Raw genomic sequence first — 4,263 nt, 5'->3', positions numbered from 1 at the left:
TTGCAGATTGCAGATTGCCGAACATGGCGTTCCAATGGGCTTTAGCGTTCTTGATAATGCGGCATGTTCAAGGGTAATTGGTATAAGAGGCTGTCTGAAAAGTCTATGGGTTGGCGTTGGAGTGCCGGCTTTAGCCGGCTAAAGCCGGCACTCCAGCGTATGCCTCCCGGCTTTTCAGACAGCTTCTAAGGGATGGTTTGAGGGTACTTTATCGTCTTGAGGCATCCAAGGCGCTCTAATGCCTCAGCCCTATTTCCTATTTCCTATTTCCTGTTTTCTGTATCCTTTCCTAACCTATAGATCACTCAGGGCGGCACGCAGATCGAGGGACGCAATGCCGCTGGGGCGCAATGGCGTGATCGAGATGTAGCCAGCGCGCACCGCACCATCGTCGCTGTCGAGCGGGAAGGTTGGAATCCGTTCGCGCACGAAGCGAAATTCCATAGGTTGACGCCCTGAGGCATCGTGCTGCGGTGCATCAAGTTCAACATCAATGACAGCGCCGTAGAAGAAGGATGAAAGCTTGGTTGCCAGCATACCCTGAACTTCGTTGGGATCATGCAGGTGGGGCACGTTGACATTGAGGACGATGGGTTCGCGTTTGTCCAGCAGTTTGAGCAATGGAAAGAGGCGCACCGTCGCCCATGTGGCGGTCTGCCAAGGCATGGGCGCATCACCGATGTACATCTGCGAGACGGCCATCGTGGGCAGCCCCCAGAGTGCGGCCATCATTGCTGCGCCAACGGTGCCACTCAGCATCACGTTGGTGCCTGTGTTGATGCCACGGTTGATGCCTGCAATCACAACATCAGGTCGCGGGCCAAGCTTGGCCAAGACGCCTGCAATGACGCAGCCCGCTGGCGTGCCATTTATGGCATAGGCGCGAATACCGGCGTAGGCAGGATCGGGCGCTGCCACCGGGCGGAGGAAGAGCTCCTGCTGGATTGGCACCGCCATACTGGTTCCACTCTGCTCTGTTTCGGGTGCGACGATGTAGGGTTCGCCCAAACCGGCAGCGCGTAGACCTGCCGCAAGTTCCCAGATGCCTGCGCTGTTGATCCCGTCGTCGTTAACTACTAAGATACGCATTTAGCTACCCTGACTGATCGCCTCTTCCACCACTTCGAGGCTGACAGCTTCGAGTTTGCGGTTGCGGGCGAGTTGTTCGGCGGCTTGGCGTAGACTGCGACTGGCGCTGATGCGTGCCAAGAAGGGCACCTGTTCAATCGCAAGGTTCAAACGGGTGGTCGCCGCTTCGCTCCAGGGCATGGTTTCGGCACTGGGGGCGGGGGTGGCGACGGGTGGTGGTGGCGGCCCGCCATGTCCAGGCGGGCCCGCAGGCGGGCGTACCTGTTCGACTGGCAGGAAGTTGAAGACCATGTCGTAGAAGCGGTTGACGATCTCTTGCATGATGTTGGCTGCACCAGCATAGCCCATAAAGGGAGTTCCGGTGGTGCGCCGTACCACCGGGCCGGGGAAGGTGGCAGGAATGTAGTGGCTGGCCCGTGCGCCGCTTTCGGCTAGGTAGATCTTTTCGTTGATGCTGCCAAAGACGAAGGCGGGCGCTTTGGCGTGTAAACGCCGCCGTATCTCGATGTTATCCGGTTCATCATCGCGCCGTGGGCGGCCTGAGCTCCAAGCAACCTTCATGCCTAGCTCTGTGCCGAGGAACTGTTGCAAGCCTTCAACGTAGCTACGCCCAGCCACAATGGCGCAATCCACCGTGGCGAACCAATCGCTCTGCGGGCCACGCCAGAGATCCCAGACCGGCTGGAGCGTGGTGCGCTTTTCGTGGGCAATGAAGGCTTCAACCTGGGCTGGGGGTGTCCCAAGCAAACTCCCAAGTTCGCGGAGAAAACTGGTGGTTCCAAAGACGCCAAAGGGCGCAAAGAGCTGCGGGCGGCCAATCGTTCGCGCCAAATCTGCGCCAAACTCCTGATAGAGGACAACCGAGACGGCTGCGTCGGCAAGCTGTGGGGTTGCGGCGAGGCTACTCTCGTAGGGGTAGACCAGATTGATCTCGCCGCCGACACCTTCGATCAGACGGCGCACCTCGTGCAGATCGGCTGGGGCGTTGAAGCAGCCCAACGATGGCCCAATGATATTGACCAATCTGGGTGAGCGGGGCGGGGTGTTGGGCTGCACATAGGGCTGGCCGTAGTGTTCCCAGGCAAAAGCAAGTGCCCGTTCACGCCCCATCCATTCGTCCTGATCGAGCGATTGGCTCCAAAAGAAGTTCGCCTCGGGGTCAAGCTGTTTCACCAAACGCCCATGATCGGCGCTGATCATCTCGCTCTCGGCGGTCGAGACCACAACCAAACGTTTGCCCTCAAGGGCTCCGAGCGTTCGTAGGTCATTGATGGTTCGCACCAACGCCTGGGCGGTACCATTGATCACATCCTCCTCACGGATCGAGGTGGGCGTCAGGTTGGCCATATGGGGCAGCGCATCGGTATAATCGGTTACAGCCATGCCCAACAGATTGTAGCAACCGATGGGCGCATCACAGACAACGTGCAGATCGGGGAAGCAACCAAAGACCCAGGCAGCGCCCCAGTAGGCGCTAGAGTCGGAAATATCGCGGATGAGCTGGATGGTCATGCAGTCGGCTCCGTGAAAAAATCCACCATACGCTCATACAGTGGCTTACGGTTCATCAGCTCGCGGACAAAGCTCAGTGAAGCGATCATGCCGCCCGCGAGAAAGAGCGGGCGCACGCTGAGCATATTGGTGTAGTAGACCGAAGGGATGCCCAACTCTTTCGCATGGGCGGCAAGAGTGGTCGTACCAATCACAAGGTCAAAGCTCCAACGATCCATCGCGGCCTTATCGTCCTCAATGGCCTTACGGTAGATCACCGCTTCCGTGCCATGATTCTTGAGCCAGGCTTCATCGGCGGCAGTGAGCATGTTGGGGCCAATACTGGTGCTGATGTAGGGCACATGGGCACCACCTTCGATCAGCAGGCGGGCGTAGAGCATCTCGTTGCCCTCATAGCCCGAAACCATAATTGTGGCCCCCTTGAGCGGTTGGCTGGCCAGGAAGCCCCGTGCAAGCGCCTCCTCCGCTTGGGCCACCTGCTCAACGCGCTCTTCGTCCAACTCGAGGGCCGCTCCAATCGCCCGTAGCCATGCCGCGCTGCCCTCGGCCCCCACAGGCGCTCCAGAGATGACGGGGACGCCGCGTTCACGCAGCAGCCCCACCGTCTCGCGGTAGAAGGGATGCAACGCTGCGACCGCCTTAGCCCGTCCTGCCAGACGCAACTCATCAACATGGCGTCCGGGGAGCGTCGTCATCACCCGCCCGCCCATCTTGCGTAGCACCGCATCGAGCATGAGCGGATCGGCGGGAAAGACCTCACCCAGCAGCGTCAGGGCGCCCGCCTCTTGCTCAACAGTCGGCTCGGTGAAGCGACGCATCACAGCGGCGAGAGCGATGTCCTTCGCTTCAGGGTGGGAATGAATGGCATAGGCGGGGACACGCACCAGCACCACTGGTTTACCGTCCACCTCAGAAGGCAACAGTTCCTCAGCGAGGCCCGCTGTCTCAGCGACACAGAGCGAGATTACAGGAATCACCGAGACATTCTGTTCTTTAGCGGCCTCAGCAATCGCGGCGAGGGCCGCCTCTTGCAACTTGCCACTCGAAAGCTCTGCGGTGCCAAGGATGGGCGCAACAATACTTTTGCGCGCCGCATAGAAATGGGTCACAAACGTAAGCCCGTAGAGGCAACCGGCATCAGTAATCATCGCAGGCTGTGCGCCCTCAAGCCGGGCCAGCACCCGCAAAGCCCCAAAAGCAGGGCACATCGTCTGCGGATGCAGCTTGCAAGCACCGCCCTTGAAGTCATCTTGCGACTTCTCGTTCGCGGCGGGCGTAAGCGGAATCATATCAGCCATGGGCAAAACCTTTCGCTGCGGTTTGTAGGAGTCATTATACGATACCATGCTGTGTCGCTGGCGAGGGGGCGGGGGCGGGGGCGGCAACGCATACGCATGACGTTAGGGTCTTTCAACCCTCTTTGGTCTCAGCCCCCCGCTGCGCCAGCCACTGCTCCAACTCGTCGCGGCCAGTGAAATCGAGCAGCGCCTCGGCGAGGTCCAGCATCTGCATAGCGGTGAGGGCTTGCACCTGTCGGGTTAATGGCTCACTCAACGGCCCACAGCGGCGCACGAGTTGACGCAGCAGCAACTCAAGATGGCCCTTCTCGATACCTTCTGCCACTCCTTCTTCCCTCCACTTGCTGATCAAGGGGGATTCGGG

4 protein-coding genes are annotated in these 4,263 nt (G+C 59.6%); all 4 read right to left on the bottom strand.

What is annotated here, in order from left to right; translation table 11 throughout:
* Positions 1-294: 294 nt before the first annotated feature.
* Positions 295-1,089 (bottom strand): 5'/3'-nucleotidase SurE, encoded by a 795-nt coding sequence (surE, locus tag CJ255_RS21265; protein WP_097646082.1) that lies wholly within the window; start codon positions 1,087-1,089, stop codon positions 295-297.
* On the bottom strand, positions 1,090-2,601 hold the full coding sequence (locus tag CJ255_RS21260) for a nitrogenase component 1 (protein ID WP_097646081.1): 1,512 nt from the start codon (positions 2,599-2,601) through the stop codon (positions 1,090-1,092).
* A complete protein-coding gene (gene bchY, locus CJ255_RS21255) occupies positions 2,598-3,899 on the bottom strand; it encodes a chlorophyllide a reductase subunit Y (RefSeq protein WP_097646080.1) in 1,302 nt (433 codons plus the stop codon). The genes CJ255_RS21260 and bchY overlap by 4 nt, the downstream gene beginning before the upstream one ends.
* A gap of 112 nt (positions 3,900-4,011) precedes the next feature.
* Positions 4,012-4,263 (bottom strand): DUF4351 domain-containing protein (locus CJ255_RS21250; protein ID WP_217352514.1); only part of this gene is annotated, 252 nt, incomplete at its 5' end.

Origin of the sequence: Candidatus Viridilinea mediisalina, assembly GCF_002532535.1 — a bacterium.
GTDB lineage: Bacteria > Chloroflexota > Chloroflexia > Chloroflexales > Chloroflexaceae > Viridilinea > Viridilinea mediisalina.
This window is presented reverse-complemented; position numbering and strand designations above follow the sequence as displayed.

Coding starts and splice junctions, on each gene's coding strand:
- bchY (WP_097646080.1), bottom strand. CDS start 3,899: ATGGCTGATATGATTCCGCTTACGCCCGCCGCGAACGAGAAGTCGCAA.
- CJ255_RS21260 (WP_097646081.1), bottom strand. CDS start 2,601: ATGACCATCCAGCTCATCCGCGATATTTCCGACTCTAGCGCCTACTGG.
- surE (WP_097646082.1), bottom strand. CDS start 1,089: ATGCGTATCTTAGTAGTTAACGACGACGGGATCAACAGCGCAGGCATC.